A 24,927-nucleotide genomic window follows, 5' to 3' on the forward strand; every position below is an offset into this window, starting at 1 on the left:
ATAACAGGAAAGGGTACGGCAACAGCGATATGTCTCAGGTGAGAAATTTCAGGGAAGCGGGTTTTGCATCCGTCCTTGATGAGCTCGAATGGCGAGGACTGATCGCGCAATCCACCGATAGGCAGGAATTGCGCACAACACTCGAAAGCGGGCCAACCACCTATTATTGCGGTTTCGACCCTACGGCACCCTCCCTGCACATCGGCAATCTGGTGCAGCTTCTGGTGATGCGTCACCTGCAGGCGGCCGGTCATCGTCCCCTGGCCCTGGTCGGTGGCACCACCGGTCTTATCGGCGATCCGCGCCAGTCCGGCGAACGCAAACTGAATCCGAAGGATGTGGTCGAAGGCTGGGTCAAACAGCTGAAAACCCAGATAGGCCGATTCCTCGATACGGAGGGCGACAACGCACTGCGTTTCGTCAACAACTACGACTGGACCTCGACGATGTCCGTCATCGATTTCCTGCGCGATGTCGGCAAGAATTTCCGTGTGGGCACGATGCTCAGCAAGGAGACCGTGGCCAAGCGACTCAGCTCCGATGAGGGCATCTCATTCGCCGAGTTCAGCTACCAGGTGCTCCAGGGCAATGACTATCTCCACCTCTTCGACGAGTATGGCTGCAAGCTGCAGATCGGAGGCAACGACCAGTGGGGCAATCTGACTTCCGGTCTTGATCTGATCCGCAAGGTGCGCGGGGCCACCGTCAATGTGATGACCAGCCCGCTCATCACCGATGCCCAGGGAAAGAAGTTCGGCAAGTCTGAGGGCGGCGCGATCTGGCTCGACCCGACGATGCTGAGCCCGTACCGTTTCTACCAGTTCTGGTTCAACCAGCCTGACGACCAGGTCGTCAAACTCCTGAAGTACTTCACCTTCCTGCCGAAGGATCGCATCGGGGAGCTTGAGCGGCTGGTGTCGGATGAACCTGGTGCCAGGCAGGCGCAGCGTGTGCTGGCCTGGGAGGTGACCAGCTTCGTTCACGGGGAGCAGGCGGCGCAGCAGGCGATCGACGCCTCATCCTCGCTCTTCGGCAGAGGCGGGGATATCAAAGAGGTTGACGAAGCGATGCTTGAAGGCGCTTTGGACGGCCTGAAGATAAGCGCCGAGGATGGGAGCAAGGAATTCGCCCATGCGCATAACGGCGACCGTATTGTGGATGCGGCTGTTGCCGCTGGTCTGTTCCGTTCCGTTTCGGAGGCGCGCAAGACCATCGCATCGGGTGGCGTGTACCTGAACAACCAGCGCGTGGAGGACGGCGAAGCCGTGCTCGGGGAAGACGATTTTCTTCACGGGAGATTTGCACTGATACGTCGAGGCAAGAAGGCCCTCGGCGCGATTGAGCGTTCCTGAAGGACGCAAGGTCCAGGATGCTGGGCCATGACGTATGCCATACGATGACATACGAGGATTAATGAGGATAAGGATAGATATGGCAGACGAAGGCAGCTCCGAGTCACGCGGCGGACAATCCCGCTCGCACGGTAACCGCTCACAGGGAGGGTATTCCCGGGGCAATGCCCACAGGTCTTCCGGGGAGCACAGGTCTTCCGGAGAACGCAGATCTTCAGGCGGATACAGGGCTTCGGGTGACAAGCGTGGCTCGTCATCATCCTACAAAGGCAAGCGTTCGAGCTTCCACTCCGATGGCGCGGAACGCCGTTCGCAGCGTGACGGCTCCAAGTCCTATGGATCATCCGAAGGACGTGGGGACAGAAGGGACTATCAGCGTCGCGACAGCAATGACAGGCGTTCGGATGGTCAGCGTCGTGGCTCCTCTTCGAGCCGTGAAGGATATCGTCCACGTCGTGATGCCGAGAACCGCGGTGGTGAGCACCGCAGCTACCAGCGTCGTGATGGCGACCAGCGATCGGGTAACCGCAGTTTCTCGGACCGCAGGTCCGGCGAACGCAGCTTCGGTGGCAACCGTTCCGAGGGCCAGCGTTCAGGGGCGCGCAGGGATGGCGACAGGCGCGGGCAGAGCCGTGAGGGGTATCGTCCCCGTCGCGATTTCGACAAGCGTGATGGCGAGGGGCGTGGCGGTGAGCATCGTTCCTACGGACAGCGTGGCAACGATCGTCGTTCGGACGGTGCGCGTGGAGGACAAGGCCGTGAAGGGTACCGTCCTCGCCGTGATTTCGGCAAGCGCGACTTCGAGAAGAGGGATTCCGACCGTGGATTCCGCGGTCGTGGCGACGACGAGCATCGCAGCCAGCGCAGCAGAAGCGGCGAGGGTGGCAGCGGATACCGCGGTAATGGATACCGTGGTGGCGATGAGCGTCGTGGCGGTTTCAGGCATGATGACGAGCGCAGGGGTGCTTCGCAGCACGGTGGCGGTCAGCACGGCGGATACCGTCGTGGTGGCGATGACCATCGTGGCGCCGGCGACCATCGCGATCGCGCTCCACGCGACTCGGCCCGCAGGTATGACGATCATCGTGGCGGCGATCGCAACAACGGCCCACGCCGTGATGCGGGGCAGGGCCATGGCGGCTATCGCGGTCATGACGAGCATCAGAGCCATGAGCGCGTTTCCGGCGATAACGCCCAGCGTCTTGATAAGCCACGTCGCAACTCCGATGGCACGATATCCTTCCCATCTCAGAATCCGTATACCGACAGGCGTCCCGATGAGCCCAAAATGCCCAAGGGCATGGATTGGACGATGCTCTCCAAGGAGGAGAAGGAGCGTCTGCGCGGCCTGAGCAAGGAGCATGCCGAGAACGTCGGCCTGCATATGCTCGCCGCATACGCGATCGAGGAGGACGAGCCCGAATTGGCGCTCGAACACGCGAAGTGGATCGCCAGGCAGGCTTCCCGCATCGATCTCGCGCGTGAGACCTTGGCCTTCATCGCGTACCGTCAGGGTGACTACAAGCTTGCGCTGCGTGAGTTCCGTACCGCATACCGCATGAACGGCTACCTTGATTACCTGCCCTTCATCGCGGACTGCGAGCGTGGACTGGGCAACCCCCGCAAGGCCATCGATGTGGCCTCATCGGAGGAGTCGAAGCAGCTGCTCGGGGATTCCAAGGCGGAGATGTTCCTGGTCTATGCAGGGGCCTTGGGTGATTTGGGGCTGTGGGACAAGGCCATCGAAACGGTGCACACGCTTTCCCTCGCCAAGGGGCTTTCCGGCGGATACCGCATGCGTGCCGTCCAGGCCGAACAGAACTTCCTTGAGCAGAACGGCCGGAGCGAGGAGGCGCTGGCGCTTGAGCCACTGCTGGAGAAGCTCGAAGCCCAGTATGCCGATGAGGACGATGAGGAAAGCTCGCAGGATGTGGCCGTCGACTACGATCTGGAAAAGCTCTCCGACCGGGAGATGGAACAGATCGGCATCGAGGTCGAGGATGATGGACCGAGGAACAGGGCATGAGCCGTTACCTGCTTGGTACCGAGGGGCCGCTCGCATCAGGGTATTCCCTGTCGCTGTTGGATCTTGACGGTGTGGTGTACCGGGGCAAGAACCCGATCGAGCACGCCGCTCAGGGCATAGCGGCATCCGAGCGACTCGGCATGCGTGCCTCATACACGACGAACAACCCCTCCCGTTTCCCCAGCACGGTGGCGGAGCAACTGCGGGGTTTCGGCCTGAAGCTGGGTGACGATCAGATCATCACCTCGGCGATTGTCGCCGCCAGAATGTTGGCGGGCAGGCTTGAGCGCGGTTCGAAGGTTTTGATCGTCGGGGCGGAGCATCTGCGCGACGAGGTCCGCAAGGCGGGCTTCGAGGTCGTTGACAACGCCGACAAGCATCCGGACGCGGTTCTGCAATCCTGGCATGCCGATCTGACCTTCAATGAGCTGGCACAGGCCGCCTACGCCATCGAGGGCGGTGCGGAGTATTACGTGACGAACAGGGATCTGACGATTCCTCGCGAGCAGGGCATCGCACCGGGCAATGGCGCTTTGCAGCTCGCCGTCATCGCGGCCACAGGCAAGGAGCCGGTGTCCTCGGCCGGGAAACCGGAATCCGCGATGTATGACGAGGCACGTGTGCTCTTCTCCAGAGATGAGCATATCGTGCCGGTCGCGAAGTCCCTGCCGGTCGGCGATCGCCTGGATACCGATATCGAGGCCGCGAACCGTGGGGGATACGATTCCCTCGTGGTGCTTACCGGCGTCGCCGATCCCAGGCAGATCATGCTGGCCCCGGCGATTCAGCGTCCCACCTTCATAGCCTATGATCTGCGCGGTCTGAACACCGTGCATCCCCAGCCCGTACGTCTTGATGACGGTTCATGGCAGTGCCGTGGCTTCCGGGCCTCGCTGGAAGGCACCGTGGTGCGGCTGCGCACACTCGCATCAGTGCAGGATTCAAACGTGCAGGATTCAGGCGTGCAGCAGGATTCCTCATCACCGGTCGACGGGATCGACGATGGTCTGGATGCCCTGCGCGCTGCGTGCTGTGCGGCATGGGAGGCGGCCGACTCCGGTATCGACCCGCAGTCCTTGACCCTGCCGACGGATCTGCTGGACAGCTAGGCGAGGCGGGCAAGGTGACAGAGTACAGCGCAGCAGGCCAATCGGAGGGCGAAGTCCACGCCGAGACCCCCGCCGCTTCGGATGCGACGCCGAAGGGCCCTCAAGGACGGGCCGAGGACGTGTTCCCGGAACTCAAGGGCGTCGTGGAACAGGATTTCGATGGGCAGATATCCGTGTTCACATCGGTGCTGAAGACCTTGGAGCATGATCTTGACCAGCGCAGGAGCTGAAGGGCGCATATCCGCCGGGGGACGAGACTCCGAGCATGCCGGCGCAGCCCGGTCCGGCACCCGCGATGCCGATGCATCGGCGCATGACGTCAGGCGGCTCGACGCGGCGATCGTGCTGCGCGGGCTTGCGGATTCACGGAGCAGGGCCCAGCGCCTGATCAAGGCGGATGCCGTCCGTGTCAATGACGTCATCGCGAGGAAGGCATCCCAGCCGGTGCTCGACGCAGACACCATCACCCTTGACAAAGGCGACGACTACGCCTCTCGTGGGGCATACAAATTGCTGGGGGCTTTGGAGCATTTCATGCCCTTGGGGCTGCCATCGCCGGCGGGCAGGAACTGTCTGGATATTGGTGCCTCCACCGGAGGCTTCACCGATGTGCTGCTCAGAAACGGGGCGCGTTCGGTCGTCGCACTGGACGTCGGTCACGGACAGCTCATCGAGCGTCTGCGACGTGATCCCCGCGTCATCGCCATCGAGGGCATGAATATCAGGGATGTGGACCGATCCCGGCTGCCCTTCGCGCCTGATTACGTGGTCTCCGACGTCTCATTCATCTCCTTGACCTACGTCATACCGGTGATCGCCGCGATATCGAGCGGGGACACGCACTGCGTGCTGCTGGTCAAACCCCAGTTCGAGGTGGGCCGCGAGCAGTTGGGGAGGCATGGCATCGTCACCGATGAGTCGAATCGGCTGCAATCCGTCGAGCATGTGCGTCAATGTGCACAGGACCACGGTTTCACGGTGGAGGGATGCATACCATCCCCGATTGTGGGCACGCACGGCAATGTCGAGTTCCTGCTCTGGCTGCATCGAAGCCTCTGAACGCTTCCATCATCCGCGTACCAGTGCTGGTGTACAGCCCTGATTTCTTTCACGCACCCCGTTCCCGGACTGTTTTCGATTAGGATTGATGACGGCGACTGCTCTGTAGGCATATGCTCGTTTCGGCGGGTTGCCGTGGGGAGGGCCATCCAGTCAGGAAGGAAGCAACAGTATGAGCCAGCGAAGCGCGGTGGTGGTTACACACAGCCGCTTACGCACAGGCGGGACGGTTGTTCGCGAGGCTGTGGAGCAGCTGCGTCAGTCAGGTTTTTCCGTTTCGATCATCGATAATCTTGAGGCGCCCGAATTCGGTATGCCGTCACCGATTGTTGATGAGGACACCGAAATCGTCGTGGTGCTCGGGGGAGACGGCACCATTCTGCGCGCCGCGGAACTGGTCAAATGCACCAATGTTCCGATTCTGGGCGTCAATCTGGGCCATGTGGGCTTTCTGGCCGAATTCGAAAGCTTCCAGATGAGCGAGGCGATGGGGAAGATCGCCGCTCATGATTACTCGATCGATTCCAGGATGATCGCGCATATCGATGTGTGGCTTCCCGGAGCTGATAAGCCGATCAGCGATTGGGCGCTGAACGATGTGACCCTGGAACGTTCCGACCGGGGCAAGATGGTGGAGGTCAGCATCCGCGTGGATGATGTTGAAATGAGCTCCTTCAGCTGCGACGGGGTGATCGTGGCGACGCCGACCGGATCGACCGCCTACGCCTTCTCGGCCGGCGGACCGATCATCTGGCCCGATGTGAAGGCCCTGCAGCTCGTTCCCTTGGCGGCTCACGCACTGTTCGCCAGACCGCTGATCATCGGCTCGGATTCCAAGTTCTCGCTTGACATTCTGGATGAGTCGACGTCCGATGGCTGGATCTGCTGCGATGGGCGCAGACAGCTCGGCCTGCCGCGTGGCACGCATATCGAGGTGAGGGAGTCGCACGATACCCTGCGTCTTGCAAGACTGTCGGGAGTGCCCTTCACCAGTCGTCTGGTCACGAAATTCGATCTGCCCGTGGTGGGATGGCGCGAACACCGCTATCGCAAGGGCGGTCAGGACAACGGCGCCCAGCACGGTGGGCGTTGGCAGGATGGACGGCAACAGGGCTTGCAGCAGCAGGGCGATCAGCAGTAGACCTGCGGTCAGCAGGCCATCTGCCAGTAAAGAAGGTAATCAATGCTTGACGAACTGGAAATTCGCAATCTAGGGCCGATCCGTCATGCTGTTTTGGCAACGGGCGCGGGCATGACGGCGATCACCGGCGAGACCGGTGCCGGAAAGTCGATGCTGCTGGATGCCCTGCGTCTGGTCTCGGGTGCGGCGGTGCAGTCGGGCAGGGCATCCTCCGCCGCCCAGCAGGATATCTGGGCCCAGGCGGTCTTCGCCGTACAGGAGGATTCCGCGGCGTATGCGCTCGCCAAGGATGCGGGCACCACCGATGAAGACGGCGAACTGTATCTGACCAGGTCCATCCCGGCGCACGGGCGTTCGAGGGCATTGCTCAACGGCCACACGGTGCCGAGGGCCGTGCTGAAGGACATCTCGGAACAGATGGTCACCATTCACGGGCAGTCCGATCAGATGCGCATGGCATCCGCAGCCAGACAGCGGGAGTTCCTCGACCGCTTCGCCGAAGATGGCGAAGAACTCGCACGCTACACCCAGGCGTGGGATGCGCTGCGTGCCATCGACGGCAAACTGAAGGCGCTTGACGGCGAGCAGGCCGCCACCAGGGCCCAGGCCACCTACCTGCGTGAATCCATCGAACGCATCGATGCGGTGGAACCGCATGCAGGCGAGGATGAGGAGCTGAAGTCCCGGCGTGACCGCATCGAGAACGCCGCGGCGATTGCGCACGGCGTGGCATCCGCCTTGACCGCCTTGGATCCCTCCCAGATGGATGTCGACGCCCAGCATCCCGGCGCCTTGTCGCTGATCGATGATGCGGCGCGCTCGCTGGAGGACATCAACATCCGTGAGGTGTTCGGAGAATCGGCCCAAACACTGAAATCCCTGAGCCAGGAGATCAGCGATGTGGTGTTCACGCTCAGCGGCCAGATCGACGAGGAGGACAGCGCCGCAGACCTCGATACCATCAATGGGCGTATCCACGAGCTGGATGAGCTGACGAAACGGTGGGGTCCGAGCCTCAGTGATGTTCTGGCGTGGCGCGACAAGGCCGAGAACGACATGCAGGATATGGACGCCTCGCCTGAACGTCTGGCATCGTTGCGGGCTGAACGCGACGACCTGTACCGACGGGCCCTGACGGCTGCGGATGCGCTCAGCCACGCCAGGCAGGAGGCTGCCGGGCGCTTGGGACGGCACGTCGGCGAAGAGCTGGGTGCGCTCGCGATGCGGGGCTCGAAACTGGATGTCGTGGTCTCTTCGAGGCATCGGGGCGCAGGGGAGTCCGAAGGGATTCTCGACGCTCACGGCTGTGACGATATCGAGTTCCTGTTCACCGCATTCCCCGGATCCCCGCGCCTGCCGATGGGGAAAAGCGCTTCGGGCGGCGAGTTGAGTCGTCTGATGCTTGCTTTGGAATTGGTCGCCGCCGATCGCAGCACCACCGGCCATGAGGGGGCATCGAATGATGGGGTGTTCATCTTCGATGAGGTCGATGCGGGCGTAGGAGGCAAGGCCGCCGTGGAATTGGGCAGGCGTCTCGCACTGCTGGCGAAGAGCGCCCAGGTGATTGTGGTCACGCATCTGCCGCAGGTGGCTTCGTGGGCGGATACGCAGTTCGTGGTGTCGAAAGGCATGTCTGCGGCGGGCGACGCCGGAAGCGACTCCGATGCCGGTGCAGCTGCCGATGAGGGTGATCAGGTCCAGGGCATCGAAACCATAGTCGAAGAGGTCCAGGGTGTGGAACGTGAACGTGAGATCGCCCGTATGCTGGCTGGCAGCGAATCCGAGACCTCGCTACGCCATGCCAGGGAACTGCTGCAGTCCAGCCACATCCCAAGGGCATGACCGGGATGCGGCGTCCCGGATCGGACGGTGCGCAATCCTTCCGCTCCGCAGAGCCGCGTATGCTCGTCGTCTCCGCCGATGCGATGACGTTTGCTTGTCGTGATTCGGCGGTAGCGTCGTAACGATTCTTGTTACAGGGGAACTCAGACGAGTTGAGAAAGGTGACGGATGCGCGGCATCCGAACCTGACCCTTAGAACCTGTTGGTTAACACCAGCGTAGGGAGGAACACCAATGAGTACATTAACGCCAGTCCTGTCGATTGCCGGTTCCGATTGTTCCGGTGGTGCGGGTATTCAGGCGGATATCAAGGCCATGAGCGCGAACGGCGTGTTCGCCATGTCGGTCATCACCTCCGTGGTTGCGGAGAACACCGCCCGGGTCATCTCGGTGCTCGATGTGGATGCGGGCATCATCGCCGATCAGATCGATGCCGTCTTCGAGGATATTCCACCGAAAGCCGTCAAGGTCGGCATGCTCGACAGCCCCGAGATCATGAAGGTCGTTGCCGATAAGCTGGATCAGTACCAGGCGAGGAACATCGTGATCGATCCGGTGATGTACGCGAAGAACGGGGCTCCTCTGATGGACCCGGCGTGCATCGGATGGCTGATCGAAACCGTCATTCCTCACGCCGACGTGTTGACGCCCAACATCCCCGAAGCCGAACGTATAGCGGGCATCTCCATCACCGATATGGATTCGCAGCGGGAGGCGGCCCGTCAGATCCAGGCGATGGGTTGCGCGAGTGTGCTGGTCAAAGGCGGACATGCCACCGGTGATGCGACCGATGTGCTCTTCGACGGCGAGCAATTCTACGAGTTCACCGCGCCACGCATCCACACCAAGAACACGCATGGCACCGGATGTACCTATTCCTCTGCGATCGCGTCGAATCTCGCCCTGGGCTTGCCCTTCCACAAAGCCATTGAGCGAGCGAAGCAGTACGTTACGATGGCAATCATGCACTCCCTGGAACTGGGCAAAGGCAACGGCCCGACGAATCATTTCTGGGACCTGTATGCCCACGGACTCGAAGGCTTCAAGGAGAACGAGTGAAGGAACAACTCAACAAGGGCAAAGGCGTCATCTTCGACCTTGACGGCACCTTGCTCGATTCGATGGGTGTCTGGGATGATTTGGATGCCGAGTCCTTGGCGAAGCGGGGCATTGAGATCCCCGATGATTTCGGATCCACGGTAGCCTCGATGCAGTTCCGTGATATTGCCGTGTACACCATCAAACGTTTCGGGCTGACCGACACGCCGGAAGAGCTGATGCAGGAGTGGAACGATATGGCGGCCAAAGCCTATGCCACCACGGTCCGCTTGAAAGCCCACGCGTCGGAGTACCTGCAGTATCTCTTCGAATCGGGGGCCACACTCGCGGTCGCCACCACCCTGCCTCCCGAACTGCGTAATCCCGCATTGGAGCATGCGGGCATCACGGACTATTTCAATGTGATCTGCAGCGTCGATGATGCGGGCGGCAAAGGCAAGGAACATCCTGACGTGTATCTGCATGCTGCGGAACGCCTGGGGGTCGCGCCGGAGCATTGCACGGTGTTCGAGGATCTGCTGGTCGGCATCACCACGGCGAAAAGCATCGGCATGCACCCTTGGGCCATGTTCGACGCCTCATCGGAGCAGCAGTGGCAGGATATTTCGGTCCTGGCCGAGGGTGCGATCCGTGATTTCTCCGATGCCCCACGCGAACTCCGCTGAAGCGGGCTCTTCATACCGGCTCTCCTTGTGGAGCCACTCCGTCGAACCTTCGATAACCGAGGAGTATTCATCATGACAGAAAACAGCACAGCAGGAGAGCGGATGTCCTTCGACCGTCTCAGCAGGGCGGTCAGCACGCCGATCGCCCGAAGATTCTATGAGGTCGCCAAGGACGTATGGCAGCAGGGCTACGAACAGCCCTTCGTCCAGGAGCTGGGAAAGGGGACCCTCAGCAAGGAGCGCTTCACCTTCTACATGCTTCAGGACTATCTCTACCTCAACGACTACGCCAAGGTACATGCGCTCGCGATGACGAAAAGCGATGATGACAGGATCATCGAAAGAATGGTGCAGGTCCAGCAGGCCATCGTGGGTGAACGCGATCAGGTGCATCGAAGCTACATCGAACGCTACGGCATCACGCGCGAGCAGATCGCAGGGGCCACGCAGTCGGCATTCGCCCGGGCGTACACCTCGAATATGCTGGCGATCGCCTATGCCAAACCACTCGTCGACGTGCTGGTGGCGGTGCTGCCATGCGCCTGGGTGTATGCGGACTACGGGACGCGCCTGGCCAAGGATTTCGCCGCCGATCTGGCGGGCAACCCCTACCAGGATTGGGTGGAGATGTATGCATCCGACGATTTCTGGCAGAGTGCCGTCTGGCTGCTGGACATCATCGAGGACGAGACCAAGGATCTCGGCGGGAAGCATCTCAAGGAATTGGATTCCATCTTCCGCATCGGCGTTGAACATGAATACATGTTCTGGGACAGCGCCTACCGTCTCCAACGCTCCTGGAAAACGGAGTGGGACGGCCCCTCCACCCGCTGATTGCGGTTCAGAAGGTCGCGCGTTCGAGCTGCGTTACCCACCTCACCTAGGCCAAGTTCAAACCTTCGACCAAAGGAACCATCCTTGGTCCGGTTTGCACCTGGCCCTTCTTCCTGGCTTTGGCCCGCCGAGTTGAGGGCGTTGCCCCGCACCTCCGGGTCGCACAGCAGCTCGAAGGGCTCCGGTATCACGCAAGGCCAGGTGGATGGATATATCGTCCACCCTGTTCCGCGCCAATCGGTCTATCTTGTGCACAATGCAGTAGTTGACCCGATGCTCGGACACGTACTTGATCATCTGCATCAGTGCGGGCCGGTCGGCCTTGTCCATGTTCGCGTTGCGTTGGGCGGGGATCGAGAGCCTTCATCACCGCCGCCCTTTTCTGCTTGCTCCTTGGTGGACACGCGTAGGTAGATCACCGCGGTCTGCCCGTCGGCGGGCGTGGAAGGGGAAACGAGACTGTCGACCTTGAGATGGTCGTCAACTTGTGTGCTCATGTCTTTTCTCCGCAGCTAGTGGGCTGAACCACCGCAGAGGCGTCAACTGCGAATGCTGCTCGTGAGAAAAGCCCTAAGGCCGCATGGACATGGCCGCGAGGGCCAAGTGAAGATGCCCCGGCATGCTGGTGAGGTCAGGGACCACAACATCCGTCTCTACGGCGGAAGGCTTTCATTTTACTCTGACCTACCACGGGCTGCCATCGCTCTGGGCGAAGCAGACTTCTCGGTGCGGCGTTGCCCTGTCTCCTGGAGCGTCAGGCAGATCAGCAGTTCCGTGAGTTTTTCCGAGGTCGGGGGTACCACGGTGCTCCGTTCTCACGGAGAGCTGACGTTCGTCGCGTGGACGCCACGTCGTCTTGCGCCAGTAGTTCTGGGCCATCAGCCCACCTTGCCGGTCTTCGGGTCTACGTCGGCGTAGAAGGCGTCTTCGGCCCTCTGGCGCTTGGCGACCTCGTCGATGACGAAGCGCACGAAGTCCTCGTCCCGGTTGGTGATGGGTGTCTCCTCGACGGGTGCCGGAGGTGGCGACCTATTCGCGCAGACGGGCGCGCTCTTCGGCGAAGTCACGGTGCCAGCCCAAAGGGGCGGCGGCGTTCTGTTCGGGGTCGTAGGCGGCCGGCCAGCTCAAGTGCAGAGCGGAGAGTTCCTAGAGTAGTTCGGGGTGCTGGTGCCACATAGGCGGGATCACGCTGGCGGGAAGCCCATAGGTGTGGCGCAGCCAGTCCACCCATCGGTTGAGCTCCAGCAGCTCCGCCTCCAGATCGGTGGCCGTCAGCAGGTTTCAGTTGATCGTCGGGCAGATCGGGCCGGGCATCGAAGGTGGAGGGTCTGGGATTCTCCGCATAGTTCTGCCGGTTGGCGGGTGCGGTGTCGGGCGTGTAGTCGTCGTCGCTCATGATGCGCCCACTCACAGTCCGATGGCCGGGTTGAAACGTGTCTGGTTGGGGCGCTCGGACGCCTGGAAGGTGGTGGTGTCACGGGCCTGGGCTTTCTGACCGATGCTGGTGTGCCGTGGTGTGCGGTCGACTTCGTAGCGGGTGCGTGCCAGGTCGTGGCCGAGCTGACTTGCGATGAATCGGGTCCGCTGGACGCTTGTGTCCTTGTCCACGGCAGTGTCCAGCTGGCCTTGGGCGACGAAGTAGTCCTGTTTGGCCAGCCGCTCGAAGCCGCGCACGGCGGCCTCCCGGAAAGCGACGACATCATGAAACGTGGTCTCCAGCTTGGTGAACGTGCCATCAGACTCGGGCCGGTAGTGCTCTTGCTCCGCCTTGAAGTGCAGGCGCGGCCTGCCACCCTCGGGATGGGTGAACTGCGGATCGGGGGCCACGAACCCGTAGAAGCCATCGCGAAGGTCAGGCGTATCCGACGGCCGGTCCTGCTCGGGTTCGGTTTGGGGATCGTCTGTCAGGGATGTGGTGTCGTCTTGTCTGGCCATGAGTCGTGCTCCGCTCTGACTGGGGCGGCCCGGGGTTCGGGCTGCTGTGCCAGACAGGTGGGCGCATGCCACCCTGATGCTCAGCCGTGCCGCAGCAGGTCTTCGATCGCCGTCCGGTTGGCCGTGAGTTGCTTCGCATCGGAACGGTGCGGCCAGGCACGTTGGTCGGTGATGATGGGTGGCGCGGAGCGCAGGAGCATGATGCCGGTGCCCAAGGGCAGGCGGCGGATGCGGTCGGGCGGCAGGACCGGCACCCGGCGTATCGAGCGTTGGTTCGATCTGCTGCTGTGGTCGCCCAAGGTCACGGAATCGGTGGTTTCGTCGCGTTCCTCGATCAGGCTGGAGATGTCCTGGAGGTCGCGGGAGCCGGACGCCCCGCCGAGGATGACCTTGACGATGGCCGCGTCCCAGATCGCTGATGCTTGGTGCTAGTTCCACCGGTCCTGCGCCTGCGACAAGGACTGCAATACGGGCATGGTCGTGATGCCCGACCCGTCGCGTGCAATAGGGCTTGCAAGGCGGTGCGGGTCTTACCTTCCAAAAAGTCGCCGGAATCCACGCCGCCCGACGAGAGACCGTTGCCTTCGGCTAGGCCGGTGGCGCGGATCATCGCGGTCTGCGGATTCTCGCAGCCCCGGATGGGTGACCAGCGCAGCCCGGCGGGGCTGGCCCGCTCAATCAACTCCTCGTACGTGGTTGACGCCCAGAAATCTTCATGGGTGCCGTGCTGATCCCACCATTCGGCCAGTCCGGTGCCCGAGCCGGGCAGCGTCCGCTCCAGAATCTGGAGGGTGACGATCCGCGCGGAGCGGCACGCGGCGGCCAGGACGCGGCCCCAGTTGGTGACGCGGCGTTCCTGCTCGCCGGGGTCGAGCAAAATGAACGCGGGATGCGACACCTCCAGGATCGCCGTCAACGTCTGGCCATGGGAGTCGTGGACCATGCACGCCCCGGTGTCCGAGTCGGTGTATTCGCACAGCTGGGCCATGTCGCCGGACAAGGCGAGCGTGCCCTCTGGGCGCGGCTGCACGATCCGGCGACGATACAGAAGCTGCCCGCCGGTGCTCCTCCACAGCCACCAGGAGTCGACCGGCAGCCACTCCACGAGCGGCTGGCCTGCGAGGGGTATCCATGTTAGCGCGATGCTGACTGCTCAGATGGGGGCGGTGTAGGCTACGAGCATGCCGCCGCCCACGTACACGGCGATTATGACGGTGCCGAGCGCGACGCCCAGGGTGATGAGCTGGGCGAGGAGAGTCCCAGGAGGATGCCGCGGCGGGTGAGGCGGGAGAACTTGACCGGCACAAGTTCCATGGACGGCGCATTATCGCTGCTGCTCATCGCTTACTCCTTGTTCGACGGGGTCTTGGGTACTGGTGGGGGGCGGCAGAGGCGGCGGCTCGCTGCCACGCGACCCACCCGGCGAGCCCGGCGACGGCACGCTTGACGGTGGTGGCATGGCCGAGGACTGTGGGCTGGTCGTCTGGTTGGTGGCGTCGGCGGCCTGCTCGGCTTGTCCGGCCAGCCTGGTGGCAGCCTTGGGACCGGCGGTCGCAGCCCCTTTCGCCTCGATCAGCGCGCCGGCCGCCGGAGCCGCAGCCACGGCACCGCCCGCAGTCGCACCGCTGGACGCGGCCCCTGCACTAACCCGATGCCCCGCCCCTTGGCCGGCACCCGCGGTGGCCGTCGTGGAGGTCGGACCACCCGATAGCGGGCCGCTCGGTGCACCACCACCCGCGCTGCTGCCGTCGAGAATCTTGGCTGGTCCCTCACTCGAGGATTGGGTGGGAATGGGCACAGGCCGGTTCAGCGCGCTCTTGGCGTCCTGTTTAGCGCCCATCTGGTTGCAGAAGTCCACGCCCACGAACGAGAGGAACCGGTAGACCGTGTACGGGGAGAAGCCGGCCAGGGCCATGAGCACGATGCCCGCCAGCGGGTCCGACACCGACGCCAGGTCCGTGGAAACCGGGTGAACACCTGAGCGACGGCGATCAGGAAGATCACCACCAGCACCAGTTTGGACAGGATCAATGCGAGCACGAACATCGCCCACATACTAGCCTATCTCTTCGCCGCATCCCACGAGGACCTAGAGAACGCCAACGGGGCGAGCACAATCGCCACGAGCAGCAGGGCCTTGCGCAGAAGGAGGGGCAGCCAGACGATCGCGTCGGCGACGATCGCGAGCCCGGCCAGAAAGATGACCAGGATCGCCCCGACGCCGGGCGAGGCCATCGTGATGCTGGTGAGGCCTGCGACCAGTGCCGCGATCTAGTCGCCCATGGATTGGGTCGTCTCGCCTGCGGCCTGGATGATGCCGGTGGACAGTTAGTCGCTGATCTGCAACGCCAGGCCCACCAGGGTGATTACCAGGAAGCTGCCCAGCACGCTGCGCCAGGTCCAGGGCGGCGCGAGACAACGCTCCGGGGTCGCGTTTGAGCAGGCCCGTGATGAGCTGCAAGAGTAAGAACAACAGCATGAGGATCGCACCGATACCGAAGATCAGGTTGTAGACCTTCACGTGTTCCAGGCGGGTCACGTCCACTAATGTCGTCGTGTCGAACACCGACCAGACGGCTTCGAACAGCCAGCTCTCCGCGGCACCCATGGCCTAGGCCAGCCAGTCGAACGGTGCCGCCACCTGGCACACGTTGGAGATAACCGGAACATCGTACACGCCCATCAGCAGCCTCCCCTCGGTCTGGTGGATGCGGTCATGAGGCTTGCCCGACGTTCCAGAAGAAGTTGATCAGCCTGACCGCCGCCCCGCAGGAGACCAGGACGCCGACCTTGCCCCGCGAGGCAAGGTGCGAGTTCGAGCTATTGCCCCCCCACACGATCGCCGAAATGATCAGCGCGAGCACGGACAGGATCAGACCGACGGTCATGACCGCGCCCACGATCGTGCGCAGCTGGGCGATGCCGGGCAGGCCATTGGTATTCGGCGTGATGTCGATGTCTGCTAGCGTGATGCCGGCGACAGGGACCAATGAAGAAGACATCAGGTCAATCACGACGGGCTCCAATCCAAGACAGGTCGCCCACGGGATGCGGGCAGCGGGGTATGTCGCCTGGCAGGTGTGTTCCGCACCCCCCCCGCACATGAGACGTGTCCGCCCTCCGAACGTCGGAGGGCGGACACGAGACACGGACGGTCAGAGTCGGTTGCCGATACTGATGAGCCAGTTGAGCAGGGCGACGCCGCCACCAGCCAGGACGGCGACACCCAGGGCGAAGAGCACCCCGGTACGCCCGCGTGAAGCGAGTTGATAGTTGCCGGTCGGCCGAACGCCCACACCACCCCAGAGACGACCACGGCCGCGACCGCGGCGATCAGTGTGATGGTCAGCAGCGCGCCGACCACGTCCTTCAGACTGTCGATCCCGGACAGCCCACCGAAGTCAGGAAACACATTCATGACTGCTGGCTCCTTATCGTTAGGCAGGGATACGAGTTAGATATTGAGATTGGGCACCGCTGGGTTCGAGAGCGTACGGCTTGGCCTCTCTCATTAAGGTGCGTCTGGAGAATCTTGTTCGAGTTTTAGGAAGTTGGTCGCGCAGTGCAGAGATTTATCTCGTCTAGTAGCGAGGAGCTACAAAGGCGTTCAGGCGACGCGACCTACGAACTTCGTAGGCGACGTACTGAGGAAGCAAACTCGTGTCCTCTTGTCGCGCAACCCGTTCCCAGTATTCGGAATTACCATACCGAAACCGGTCAACGTCTGGTTTAGATTGCTCCCACAATATCGCCCAATCGGCTATATCGCTGTGGCTACGGAGAACGGTACCTGCTCCTGCCGTGGGGAATTGTGACGTCACACACTCAACATTATGCGTGATATCACCATAAAAATACGGGAATCCAGAACCAATGTCTTTCGCCACTTGGGCGACCGTCTCAACAAAGGGAGCGAAGGACAACCGTTCGGTGAACGTGTATCCCAGTAAGTACTTAGCACTATCTATGTTCAATTGGTAGCATATTATTCTTGCATCACCGTTGGGTAAATGGTTATTGATCCAATTCCACGCTTCCGTAGTGTTCAACGGCTCTTCTGGATGTAAGGGACTGGACATTCCGGGCTGGGCCGTCAACGGGAAGCCAGTCCACTCTCCTCTGACATCCCTATGTATTACGTCGGGCGCTATGGCAGCGTAAAACCGCAGGACGTCAAGCATAGTCTCTATAACACCTTGACCTAAGAGTTTATTATCGTACGCAGGCTTGAGTTTCTGCGTGTTGGGATGAAGCTCTGCATGGACTGCCGGAGGAATATCATCCCACACCGGATATACACGAAACCCAAGAGATCCTCCTACCAAGGCATCATCTTTCGGCCGTACAATGTGCAGCACATGCTCAATGACGTTTCGTGCGTACTTGATTCCATCTATCACATCCGCGCCTGGTTGGGCAGATGATTTGAACAACTCTCGGTATGTGGCTTTGTCCCGTATTTTATTCTGAAAGTGATCATTCAGCCTTTGCGCGTTTATCAAGAAAGCTCGGACTTTACCCCCTAGGTCTCCTGATTCTGCCGTAGCAGCATAGTAATCGGCCACAGATACTTGGACATCCCGCATCGTTTCGCGCAGCGGCTCAATTTCATACGTGGTCAGCCGAACCCGTGTCCCATTGGCCATGACGACCTCTTCCAACTCGCCGTTTTGTTTACACGACTGCACGTGTAAATCATCTATTGGGATACCTTTAGTTGGAGGCATGTCACTTCCAATTTGGAAATCCTATCGTATTTTACCCTTTGACTCTGATGCGGCAGTGGCCGTGTTAGCCGCTGATAACATTGTCGGAGTCATCTGCTCGCTCTGACGGTCGTACACGCATTCGCCGCCGTTCATGCCCGCGTCGACCACGTTGGCTTGGCTGCTCTAACTGGTGCCCCATGCGCGGTCAGCCAGGCGTCGCCGTCGATGGCCTGCCCACCTCCGGGCCTGACCTCGAAGTACAGGTGGGGCCCGGTGGACTGACCAGAGCTGCCCACGTCCCCGATGTGCTGCCTTGCGGTGACCCGTTGACCGACGGTGACATAGATACCGGAGGCCCACATGTGGATGTATCCGGTCGAGATCGCATGGCTGTCGACGGTGTGGTCGATGACGATATGCCCGCCCCACGACTCGGAGTATTCGGCGAGCTCGACGATCCTGTCGGCCACCGTGTAGATGGGCGTGCCATCGGGGGCTGCGTAATCGGTGCCTTCGGGCAGGGGGAACACGATCCGCGAGGTCTCGGGATGCGCCGCATTCGGCTCGCCTGAATTGCTTTCGGCAGGCTTGGTGAGGGTGTCGAGGATGGTCTTGGCGACGGGCTCGTAGCTGCGGTAGCGGGGTCGGGGTACGCGCTGAACTCGACGGACTGGGCGGCCTGACTCTTGTCCATGGACTGCCGGCCGGGGATGTTCAGGAGGCCGCGCGGGGACGGGTAGTTCGGCCCGGGGGCCCGCCAAAGAACGCCTTGACCTGGATAGGCCGGGTCCATGAGGTCCTTCACGCTGCCCCACCCGGATTGGGGGGGGCGCCTCTGGAACAGGCCCAGCGAGTCGTGGTCGGATGCGTCACCGTCGTTCGGGTAGTCGGCGGACTGCGGGTAGGCGCTGGTGTTCGCGAGCATCCGCAATGTGGATTCAGTCAGGGCGGCCATGAGAGCAATCTGCACTCTGTCGCGGGTGACGCCGTTGATCTGAGAGCCGCCGGTGATGATGGTGGCCGCCTGCGTCAGCTGCGCTTTGTTCAGCGTGAACGTGGTTCCGTCCCCGGTCCTCACCTTCAGGGAATCGGCCACGGCACCCACCGTCAGACCGGAGGCGGTGGCGGTGCAGGCGCCGTTCGCGGCCGGGTTCAGCAGCACTGCCACGCCAAAGAGCATCATGGAGAGGCCGAGCAGGGTCAGGGCGAGGGCGGTGACGGTGAGCTTTCTCAACATGAGCGCCCCTAGTTGAGAGGGTTGTCGAGTTGGGACAGGCGCAGCACATGGCAGGAGTCCGCGTTCGATGGGCAGGCGAGGAACACGGTGAACGTGACCTTGAAGTCCTCGTGCACCGGCCGGCTGTCCCAGGTGCCGGCCCGGTGGCGGGTGCCTTCGATCGTGATGGCAGTCGCACCTTCTGGCAGCTGGCCGGCCGTGGCCTGTTGCACGGCCTGCGCCCAGGCGGCGGGCACGGACGTGCGCGTGACAGTCAGGGATTGGCGGGTGGCGTGTTTGCGCAGTTCGACCCACTGCCCGTGCGAGGGCAGATAGCCCGCCACGTCGGACGCCAGCCTGGCCTGCTCGACCCCCGTCGGGTCGCCCATCGTCAGTATTGGCGACGTGTAATCCACCGGTCACAAACCCACACCGGTGTCCCAAGTGAACAAGCCGGCGGCGGCGTTGCGGGCGAACACATCAGGGTCCGACGGCGAGACACTGGCCGTCGGCCCGGCCCGCGATGGGCTCGCCGACGGGGACGGCGAGGCGGAGGGCTGCGTATGGCCGGCTAACAGTCCGTACACGCCGACACCGGCAAGGATGAGCAGCACAAGGGCGGCTTGGGCGGTGCCTTCGGTGGTGGCGTAGAATGCTTCGGCCTGCTCGTCGCTCAGCTGTCGGGCCAGGCTCCCCAGGTCGTAGCGCTCCCACCAATCATGCAGTTCGCCCCAGGTCAGCACGAACGCGCGCACCGCATACCGGGTCGGCCCCTTCACCGCGGGTGCGGGCTTGGGGTTGCTGGGCGCGTCCTTGACCCGGGCGAGCGCCTTGTCGGCCAACTTGTTCCAAGCCTCGTCAGCGAACTGGTCAACGTCGATCGGGCTTTAAACAACTCGCTTTCATCATGACACTAAGCACGGTCACACGTCTGGCCAAACAGGCTCAGTTCGTATATGCCCATGGAAACCGGGCGTAACCGGTATATACCGGTATAATTGGAGTGTTGGCCCATGTTCGGGTCATGCTGTGCGAAGGAGGATCGATGTGACCGAACCCTGGCTGTACGCGGACGACATCGCCGCCCATCTGGGTGTCACGAAGGACACCGTGTACACGTGGATCGCCGAGAAGGCCATTCCGGCGAGCAAGGTCGGACGCCTCTGGAAGTTCCAAGTGAGTGAGGTCGACGACTGGGTCCGCAGTGGGGCCGCAGCCGAAGAGCACAGGCACTCCGGATCGCAGTCGAATGTCAGTAGCCGGACCTACGCTGACACCAAAACGGACCAAGAGGAGTGAGCATGGCGCCGAGCGATGGCGAACGCTTGGTGAAGTCTAAGCAGCGCGTGGCCGATCACGGCGAAGTCTTCACTCCCGCATGGATGGTCGAAGACATGCTCAACCTGGTGCGGGCAGAGTCCGAACGAATCGATTCCCGATTCCTCGAACCAGCCTGTGGTTCCGGCAACTTCCTCATCCCTGTCCTCACGAGGAAGTTGCATACGGTGACAACAAAGCACAGGAAAAGCGAGTTCGAGAAACGCCACTACGCACTGCTCGCTCTCATGTGCGTCTACGGCATCGAGATTCTTCCCGACAACGCACAAGAATGCCGCAGCAATCTCGCCAACCTGTTCGGTGCCTTCCTTGGGATAGATAGCGCTGACATATGGGCACGGGCTGCCCGAGCAGTTCTGTCCGCGAATATCGTCCAGGGTGACGCCCTGACCATGAAGACGTCTAACGGCAACCCGATCACATTCGCCGAGTGGGCCTATCTAGGCAAGGGCAGCTATCAACGCCGGGATTTTCGCTACGACGAGTTGACCCAGCGCTCTCACTGGGAGGCCGAGGGGACCTTGTTCGCTGATATGGGAGCGGACCTGTTCACGCCTGAAGCGACGTACCCGACGATGACGGTCAATGATCTGGCAAAGCAGGCGGACGCCGCATGAGCATCATGGCCCAAGCCCCCTTCACGCTGCGCGGACACAACCCCGACGTGCTGACCTGCATCGCAAACCTCTCGAACGACGAAGTCTTCACCCCACCCGAGATGGCCAACGCCATGCTCGACCTCCTCGCTGCCCGCTGGGCGGACTCTCATGACGGTACCAGCATCTGGTCCGACCCGAACGTCACCTTCCTCGACCCGTTCACCAAATCCGGCGTGTTCCTCAGAGAGATTACCCGGCGGCTGGTTGGTGGGCTCGCCGGCCAGTTCCCGGACCTCCAGCGACGGGTGGATCACATTCTTACCCGGCAGGTCTACGGCATCGGCATTACCCAGCTCACCGCCTTGCTGGCACGACGCAGTGTCTACTGCTCCGAGTTCGCCAACGGTCCCCACTCCATCGCGAAGTCCTTCACCAGCGAGGACGGCAACATCTGGTTCCAGCGCATCGAACACACCTGGACCGGCGGGCAACGCGGATACCGTGCCGATCCACTAACCAAGGACGAGAAGGTCGTCTATACCCACCGCAAATGCAAGTACTGCGGCGCCAGCGAAGACTCGTACAACCGAGGAAATCAACTGGAGACCCATGCCTACGCCTTCATCCACACCGACGACATCAAAGCCCGCATCCGCGAGCTGTTCGGAGACACCATGCAATTTGACGTCATCATCGGCAATCCTCCTTACCAGCTTGGCTCCGATGGCGGAACACGCGATGTTCCCATCTATCAGCACTTCGTCGAGCAGGCGAAGCGCCTTGAACCTCGCTACCTGACGATGGTCATCCCCTCCAGGTGGATGGCCACCGGCCTGGGGCTGAACAACTTCCGCAAGGCGATGCTGAACGACACCCACATCCGGGACTTGGTTGATTACCCCAACGCTGCCGAGGTCTTCTCAGAGGTCGGTATCAATGGCGGCGCCTGCTACTTCTTGTGGGACCTCAACTATGTCGGACGCTGCAACGTCACCAGCATCTGGGGAGGAGAGAAGACAGGACCCGAGCTACGACAGCTCAACGAGTTCGACATCCTCGTCCGCGACGCACGAGCACTCCCCATTCTCCGCAAAGTTATCGCCCACGGCGAGCCGTCAGTCAACACGATCTTGGCGCGAGATAAGGAGTTCGGCTGGACCTCAAACTTCACCGGCTACCACAGCACAACCAAACCTGGCGACGTGCCTCTCTACTACATTAAATCGATGAAGCGCAGAACCGGCTACATCGCTCGCGAGGAAGTAACAAAGAGCCCCGAACTCATTGACACGTGGAAGCTTCTCGTCCCTGAGGTTGGTTCTGGGCGCGAGCGGGAACGAACCGGTATCGACCTTGTCCTTGGTCCTTCTCTAATGGCACCTTCTCCATCTGTCTGCACGCAGTCGTTCCTGTTCTTCTACGCCGATACCGAGACAGCGATCCGCAGCATCCGCTCGTATTACGCGACAAAGTTCTTCCGATTCCTCGTCTCCCTGCGAAAGATCACGCAGCATGCGACACATTCCACCTACCAGTGGGTACCGCTGCAACCGTGGGATCAGGAGTGGACAGATGCCGACCTTTATGCGAAGTACGACCTCACCCAGGACGAGATCGACTGCATCGAGTCCCGTATTCGCCCGATGGAACTGGCCGATGAGTAAGCAGGATGAGGAGCTGTTCCCCGCCAAGCCCATGGCTCAACTGCGGATATACGCGTGGTCTCCGAATGACCCGCCCGCTGACTACGCGGGTCTTATCAAGGTGGGCCAGACTACGAAGGCGGATGTCAATGCGCGTATTCGTGAGTCACAGGGGCAGATGCAGCAGGCGTACACGCTCCATGTCAACGAGCTGGCCGAGCGCGATGACGGGACGATCTTCCGGGACACGGACGTGCGGCGCCGCCTGGTCTCCAAGGGCTTCGAGAACCCGATCTTCGGGTCGGCTCGCGAGTGGATGCGCTGCACTCCCGACGACGTGCTCACGGCTATCACCGAGCTGCGTACCGGTGCACTGCTGTCGGGGACACACCATGAGACGTTCCGGATGCGACCCGAGCAGGCGGATGCGGTGGACAAGACGATGGCCTACTACGATTCGATCTGGGCCGAGGACAGGCATGCGGTGCCGCGGTTCTTGTGGAATGCGAAGATGCGCTTCGGCAAGACCTTCGCCTCCTACCAATTGGCGAAGAAGATGGGTGCCCGCCGCATCCTGGCGGTCACGTTCAAGCCCGCTGTGGAGGATGCGTGGCAGACCGACTTGGAGTCCCATGCCGACTTCGACGGCTGGCAATACCTGTCCAAGGCCACCGGAGGCACCCCCGACGAGATGGACCATGACCGTCCGCTCGTCTATTTCGGATCGTTCCAGGACCTGCTGGGCCGAGACAAGCACACTGGTCTGATCAAGCCGAAGAACGAGTGGATTCACACCACGCCGTGGGACTTGGTGATTTTTGACGAGTACCACTTCGGGGCTTGGCGCGAGTCGGCGAAGGAGCTGTTCGAGGGCGAGGACGAGAAAGTCGCCAAGAAGGAGCTTGCCGCCGAGTATCACGACGGGCTGGGCGCATTCGATGAGGAGCTCGACGAGCTGGGCAACGACGAGGACCAGTTCCTGCCGATCTCCACTCGTGCCTACCTGTATCTGTCGGGCACCCCGTTCAAGGCGCTAGCGACTGGCGAGTTCATCGAGGAGCAGATTTTCAACTGGACCTACACGGACGAGCAGCGCGCCAAACAGCACTACACAGCAGCGCATCCGGGTGAGTGGAACCCGTACGGGGCGCTGCCGGAGATGCGCCTGTTCACCTACCAGATGCCTGACGAGCTGGTGTCGGTTGCCAGCAAGGGCGAGTTCGACGAATTTGATCTGAACGCATTCTTCGAAGCCACCGGCGCCGGGGATGCGGCCGCGTTCGTGCATAAGACCGATGTGCAGAAGTGGTTGGATATCATCCGCGGTGCCCACCTGCCCACCCAGCTTGACGCGATGCGCATGGGCACCCGGCCGCCGTTCCCGTACTCGGATGCCCGGCTGTTGCCCTACGTGCAGCACTCCTTCTGGTTCCTGCCCACCGTCGCCTCCTGCCACGCCATGCGGAACCTGCTGGCCGAGCGGCAGAACGTCCACTGGCACGATTACACGGTGCTTACCGTAGCCGGAGCCGACGCGGGGATCGGCTTGGATGCTCTGCCGCCGGTGCGGGAGACGATCAAGGACGGGCAGAGCACGAAGACGATTACCATGTCGTGCGGGAAGCTCACGACCGGGGTGACGGTCAGGCAGTGGTCGGCGATCCTCATGCTCCGCAACCTGACTTCGCCCGAGACCTACTTCCAGGCCGCTTTCCGCGTCCAGTCCCCATGGTCGATCAAGAACCCGAACGGGGACGACCCTAACGAGGAACTGGTGCTCAAACCCGCCTGCTTCGTCTTCGACTTCGCCCCCACCCGGGCCCTACGTCAGATTTCCGATTATGGGATCGGCCTGTCCCCAGAGGAGGCGAACCCCGAGCAAGCCGTACAGGAGCTCGTACAGTTCCTGCCAGTGCTGGCCTACGATGGCTCGAACATGACCCAGGTGGACGCCGGCGGCATCCTCGACATCGCCATGTCCGGCACGTCGGCCACGCTGCTGGCCCGCAAGTGGGAGTCGGCGATCCTCGTCAACGTCGACAACGACACCCTGCGCCGCATCATGAACAGCGAGGACGCCATGCAAGCCGTCATGAACATCGAAGGCTTCCGGGCCTTGGGATCAGCGATCTTCGAGACCGTGGTCAACAAGTCCGAACAGATCGCGGCCACGAAGAAGGAGCACGGTGAGGACCTGACCCCGAAGGAGAAGAAGGAACTCAGCGCGGAGGAGAAGGACTACAAGTCCAAACGAAAGAAAATCCAGGAGAAACTAGTTAAATTCGCCACCCGCATCCCCGCGTTCATGTACCTGACCGACTTCCGCGAGAACACCCTCCAAGACGTCATCACCAAGCTGGAACCCGACCTGTTCAAAGCCGTCACCGGCCTGACCGTTATC

At 61.8% G+C, this 24,927-nt stretch carries 29 protein-coding genes, 1 pseudogene and 1 riboswitch; of the genes and pseudogenes, 16 read left to right on the top strand and 14 right to left on the bottom strand.

Annotated elements, in window-relative coordinates:
- Nucleotides 1-29 precede the first annotated feature (29 nt).
- From tyrS to tenA, 10 genes are all read left to right on the top strand, one after another.
- On the top strand, nucleotides 30-1,352 hold the full coding sequence (gene tyrS / locus BPSY_RS07065; RefSeq protein WP_033496574.1) for a tyrosine--tRNA ligase: 1,323 nt from the start codon (nucleotides 30-32) through the stop codon (nucleotides 1,350-1,352).
- A 79-nt stretch (nucleotides 1,353-1,431) separates the two neighbouring features.
- Nucleotides 1,432-3,378 (top strand): hypothetical protein, encoded by a 1,947-nt coding sequence (locus BPSY_RS07070; protein WP_051921791.1) that lies wholly within the window; start codon nucleotides 1,432-1,434, stop codon nucleotides 3,376-3,378.
- The gene (locus tag BPSY_RS07075; protein ID WP_033496572.1) at nucleotides 3,375-4,487 is read left to right on the top strand and encodes an HAD-IIA family hydrolase; all 1,113 of its coding nucleotides are present in this window, start codon (nucleotides 3,375-3,377) and stop codon (nucleotides 4,485-4,487) included. Before BPSY_RS07070 ends, BPSY_RS07075 begins: the two co-directional genes overlap by 4 nt.
- Before the next feature lie 14 nt (nucleotides 4,488-4,501).
- Nucleotides 4,502-4,717 (top strand): hypothetical protein, encoded by a 216-nt coding sequence (locus BPSY_RS07080; protein ID WP_033496571.1) that lies wholly within the window; start codon nucleotides 4,502-4,504, stop codon nucleotides 4,715-4,717.
- A complete protein-coding gene (locus tag BPSY_RS07085) occupies nucleotides 4,698-5,546 on the top strand; it encodes a TlyA family RNA methyltransferase (protein ID WP_274518465.1) in 849 nt (282 codons plus the stop codon). The genes BPSY_RS07080 and BPSY_RS07085 overlap by 20 nt, the downstream gene beginning before the upstream one ends.
- Nucleotides 5,547-5,718: 172 nt before the next feature.
- Nucleotides 5,719-6,687, top strand: coding sequence for an NAD kinase (locus BPSY_RS07090; RefSeq protein ID WP_033496569.1), 969 nt, complete (start codon nucleotides 5,719-5,721; stop codon nucleotides 6,685-6,687).
- A 42-nt stretch (nucleotides 6,688-6,729) separates the two neighbouring features.
- Nucleotides 6,730-8,529: a DNA repair protein RecN gene (gene recN, locus BPSY_RS07095; protein WP_033496566.1), complete on the top strand. Its 1,800-nt coding sequence runs from the start codon at nucleotides 6,730-6,732 to the stop codon at nucleotides 8,527-8,529.
- Between the two features lie 125 nt (nucleotides 8,530-8,654).
- A riboswitch (TPP riboswitch) is annotated at nucleotides 8,655-8,770 on the top strand.
- A complete protein-coding gene (gene thiD / locus BPSY_RS07100) occupies nucleotides 8,763-9,587 on the top strand; it encodes a bifunctional hydroxymethylpyrimidine kinase/phosphomethylpyrimidine kinase (RefSeq protein WP_033496564.1) in 825 nt (274 codons plus the stop codon). It overlaps the preceding riboswitch by 8 nt.
- The gene (locus tag BPSY_RS07105; RefSeq protein WP_033496562.1) at nucleotides 9,584-10,252 is read left to right on the top strand and encodes an HAD family hydrolase; all 669 of its coding nucleotides are present in this window, start codon (nucleotides 9,584-9,586) and stop codon (nucleotides 10,250-10,252) included. Before thiD ends, BPSY_RS07105 begins: the two co-directional genes overlap by 4 nt.
- A 72-nt stretch (nucleotides 10,253-10,324) precedes the next feature.
- On the top strand, nucleotides 10,325-11,086 hold the full coding sequence (tenA, locus tag BPSY_RS07110) for a thiaminase II (RefSeq protein ID WP_051921792.1): 762 nt from the start codon (nucleotides 10,325-10,327) through the stop codon (nucleotides 11,084-11,086).
- A gap of 57 nt (nucleotides 11,087-11,143) precedes the next feature.
- On the opposite strand, the gene BPSY_RS12085 is transcribed toward tenA, so the two are convergent.
- The 8 genes from BPSY_RS12085 to BPSY_RS11795 form a co-directional block, all read right to left on the bottom strand.
- Nucleotides 11,144-11,416 (bottom strand): recombinase family protein, encoded by a 273-nt coding sequence (locus BPSY_RS12085; RefSeq protein ID WP_033496559.1) that lies wholly within the window; start codon nucleotides 11,414-11,416, stop codon nucleotides 11,144-11,146.
- Entirely contained in the window at nucleotides 11,389-11,583 is a 195-nt protein-coding gene (locus tag BPSY_RS11780; protein WP_202961787.1) for a hypothetical protein, read from the bottom strand. Before BPSY_RS11780 ends, BPSY_RS12085 begins: the two co-directional genes overlap by 28 nt.
- Before the next feature lie 381 nt (nucleotides 11,584-11,964).
- Nucleotides 11,965-12,153 (bottom strand): hypothetical protein, encoded by a 189-nt coding sequence (locus BPSY_RS11950; RefSeq protein ID WP_238556819.1) that lies wholly within the window; start codon nucleotides 12,151-12,153, stop codon nucleotides 11,965-11,967.
- Nucleotides 12,154-12,493: 340 nt separating this feature from the next.
- Complete coding sequence (locus BPSY_RS07125) at nucleotides 12,494-13,021, bottom strand: single-stranded DNA-binding protein (RefSeq protein WP_051921794.1); 528 nt, start codon at nucleotides 13,019-13,021, stop codon at nucleotides 12,494-12,496.
- Between the two features lie 80 nt (nucleotides 13,022-13,101).
- A complete protein-coding gene (locus BPSY_RS11785) occupies nucleotides 13,102-13,434 on the bottom strand; it encodes a TraM recognition domain-containing protein (RefSeq protein WP_202961799.1) in 333 nt (110 codons plus the stop codon).
- On the bottom strand, nucleotides 13,356-14,165 hold the full coding sequence (locus tag BPSY_RS11790) for an SCO6880 family protein (RefSeq protein WP_463014599.1): 810 nt from the start codon (nucleotides 14,163-14,165) through the stop codon (nucleotides 13,356-13,358). Before BPSY_RS11790 ends, BPSY_RS11785 begins: the two co-directional genes overlap by 79 nt.
- Nucleotides 14,166-14,227: 62 nt before the next feature.
- Nucleotides 14,228-14,362, bottom strand: a complete 135-nt coding sequence (locus BPSY_RS12020) for a hypothetical protein (RefSeq protein WP_274518466.1) — start codon at nucleotides 14,360-14,362, stop codon at nucleotides 14,228-14,230.
- Nucleotides 14,346-14,861 (bottom strand): hypothetical protein, encoded by a 516-nt coding sequence (locus BPSY_RS11795; protein ID WP_202961789.1) that lies wholly within the window; start codon nucleotides 14,859-14,861, stop codon nucleotides 14,346-14,348. The genes BPSY_RS12020 and BPSY_RS11795 overlap by 17 nt, the downstream gene beginning before the upstream one ends.
- A 177-nt stretch (nucleotides 14,862-15,038) precedes the next feature.
- Between BPSY_RS11795 and BPSY_RS11800 the strand changes: the two genes are divergently transcribed.
- Nucleotides 15,039-15,296, top strand: coding sequence for a hypothetical protein (locus BPSY_RS11800; RefSeq protein ID WP_033498326.1), 258 nt, complete (start codon nucleotides 15,039-15,041; stop codon nucleotides 15,294-15,296).
- A gap of 439 nt (nucleotides 15,297-15,735) precedes the next feature.
- Here the strand turns inward: BPSY_RS11800 and BPSY_RS07145 are convergent, their stop codons facing one another.
- The 4 genes and pseudogenes from BPSY_RS07145 to BPSY_RS11810 form a co-directional block, all read right to left on the bottom strand.
- Entirely contained in the window at nucleotides 15,736-16,035 is a 300-nt protein-coding gene (locus BPSY_RS07145; protein WP_033498332.1) for a DUF6112 family protein, read from the bottom strand.
- Between the two features lie 141 nt (nucleotides 16,036-16,176).
- Nucleotides 16,177-16,439, bottom strand: a pseudogene (locus BPSY_RS11955) (DUF6112 family protein).
- A gap of 163 nt (nucleotides 16,440-16,602) precedes the next feature.
- Nucleotides 16,603-17,748, bottom strand: coding sequence for a hypothetical protein (locus BPSY_RS07155; protein ID WP_152596839.1), 1,146 nt, complete (start codon nucleotides 17,746-17,748; stop codon nucleotides 16,603-16,605).
- Between the two features lie 131 nt (nucleotides 17,749-17,879).
- Nucleotides 17,880-18,491: a M23 family metallopeptidase gene (locus BPSY_RS11810; RefSeq protein WP_202961791.1), complete on the bottom strand. Its 612-nt coding sequence runs from the start codon at nucleotides 18,489-18,491 to the stop codon at nucleotides 17,880-17,882.
- Nucleotides 18,492-18,550: 59 nt separating this feature from the next.
- Here BPSY_RS11810 and BPSY_RS11815 point away from each other — a divergent pair, with 59 nt between their 5' ends.
- On the top strand, nucleotides 18,551-18,979 hold the full coding sequence (locus BPSY_RS11815) for a hypothetical protein (protein ID WP_202961792.1): 429 nt from the start codon (nucleotides 18,551-18,553) through the stop codon (nucleotides 18,977-18,979).
- Here BPSY_RS11815 and BPSY_RS11820 read toward each other — a convergent pair.
- Together BPSY_RS11820 and BPSY_RS11825 are read right to left on the bottom strand one after the other, a co-directional pair.
- Nucleotides 18,976-19,335 carry a hypothetical protein gene (locus BPSY_RS11820; RefSeq protein ID WP_202961793.1) on the bottom strand — a complete coding sequence of 120 codons (360 nt, stop codon included), beginning with the start codon at nucleotides 19,333-19,335 and terminating at the stop codon, nucleotides 18,976-18,978. The genes BPSY_RS11815 and BPSY_RS11820 overlap by 4 nt on opposite strands.
- A gap of 30 nt (nucleotides 19,336-19,365) precedes the next feature.
- Entirely contained in the window at nucleotides 19,366-19,788 is a 423-nt protein-coding gene (locus BPSY_RS11825; RefSeq protein WP_202961794.1) for a hypothetical protein, read from the bottom strand.
- A gap of 205 nt (nucleotides 19,789-19,993) precedes the next feature.
- Here BPSY_RS11825 and BPSY_RS07170 point away from each other — a divergent pair, with 205 nt between their 5' ends.
- From BPSY_RS07170 to BPSY_RS07185, 4 genes are all read left to right on the top strand, one after another.
- Nucleotides 19,994-20,245, top strand: coding sequence for a helix-turn-helix domain-containing protein (locus BPSY_RS07170; protein ID WP_051921797.1), 252 nt, complete (start codon nucleotides 19,994-19,996; stop codon nucleotides 20,243-20,245).
- 2 nt (nucleotides 20,246-20,247) lie between these two features.
- Nucleotides 20,248-20,901: an N-6 DNA methylase gene (locus BPSY_RS07175; protein ID WP_033498322.1), complete on the top strand. Its 654-nt coding sequence runs from the start codon at nucleotides 20,248-20,250 to the stop codon at nucleotides 20,899-20,901.
- Nucleotides 20,898-22,547 carry an Eco57I restriction-modification methylase domain-containing protein gene (locus BPSY_RS07180; protein WP_202961795.1) on the top strand — a complete coding sequence of 550 codons (1,650 nt, stop codon included), beginning with the start codon at nucleotides 20,898-20,900 and terminating at the stop codon, nucleotides 22,545-22,547. Before BPSY_RS07175 ends, BPSY_RS07180 begins: the two co-directional genes overlap by 4 nt.
- Nucleotides 22,540-24,927: DEAD/DEAH box helicase (locus BPSY_RS07185; RefSeq protein ID WP_034886722.1), on the top strand; the 2,388-nt coding region annotated here is incomplete at its 3' end. The genes BPSY_RS07180 and BPSY_RS07185, both read left to right, overlap by 8 nt.

Source organism: Bifidobacterium psychraerophilum (genome assembly GCF_000741705.1).
Taxonomy (GTDB): Bacteria; Actinomycetota; Actinomycetes; order Actinomycetales; family Bifidobacteriaceae; genus Bombiscardovia; species Bombiscardovia psychraerophila.